The organism is Aminobacter sp. P4_D5, from assembly GCF_056401815.1.
In genome coordinates this window covers 1-777 of record NZ_JBFUIP010000597.1, presented here as the reverse complement: position 1 = coordinate 777, position 777 = coordinate 1, and the positions used below count along the sequence as shown (strand labels likewise).

Below are 777 nucleotides of genomic sequence, written 5' to 3'. Positions count from 1 at the left end.
GCTGCCATGCGGTCGGTCCGCCGCCCGGCTTTTTCCGGTAGCGGAAATTTGTAAGATACTGCCGAAGCTTCGAAGCGATTTTTAACCTGGCCCCATTATGGTCCGGGCAGTTTTTACGTATCATGCGTTTTCGTGCGGAGGGGCTTGCATGGGCACCGAGACCAATCGCGACTTCGCTTCGTTGCTGGACGATCTGTTCGTCGCTTCGGAGCCAGGCGATATTGCACCCGCGCCGACCATCCCTTTCGACTATCTGGCGGTTGCCGATGAGCTGCATTCGGGCCGCATCCGCGTTGCCGGCGAGACCGTTGCCGCGGAATATCGCGAGGCTGGTGCTGCCCTCGAAGACGAGTTCGTTTCGCTGCTCGACATGGTCAAGGCCAAGGCCGCTGCTATCGAAGAACTTGAGGCGCCGTCGATCGATCCCGACGCGATTGCCGCCGAACTCGGCCTCGCCGAGGTCAAGCCCGCCGATCTGGCCAAACTGCGCCGCATCTTTGCGCTCGCCAACCATCCCGACCGGGTGGCGCCGCATCTGCGTCAGCGCGCCATGGTGCGCATGCAGCTCGCCAACATGATGATCGACGACGCCAAGCGGCGTGCCGCCAAGAAAAAGATCTGATCGAGCGCAGCTCTGTTCAAGTCTGGCTGCCTTGGCCGGCTCATGGAAACACCCTATCTAGGTGAAGCTGTACTTCCACAGCCGGAAGCCATCATGCTCAGAGTTCAGAAGATACCGCTCGACGACATTTATGTGCCCGCCGCGCGCAAGAAGAC

The 777-nt window shown here is 60.5% G+C and carries 1 protein-coding gene; it reads left to right on the top strand.

Going from position 1 to position 777, the window contains the following annotated elements; all coding sequences use genetic code 11:
• Positions 1 to 148: 148 nt before the first annotated feature.
• On the top strand, positions 149 to 622 hold the full coding sequence (locus AC1DWF_RS33745) for a hypothetical protein (protein WP_476785165.1): 474 nt from the start codon (positions 149 to 151) through the stop codon (positions 620 to 622).
• Positions 623 to 777: the final 155 nt, after the last annotated feature.

Coding starts and splice junctions, on each gene's coding strand:
- AC1DWF_RS33745 (WP_476785165.1), top strand. CDS start 149: ATGGGCACCGAGACCAATCGCGACTTCGCTTCGTTGCTGGACGATCTG.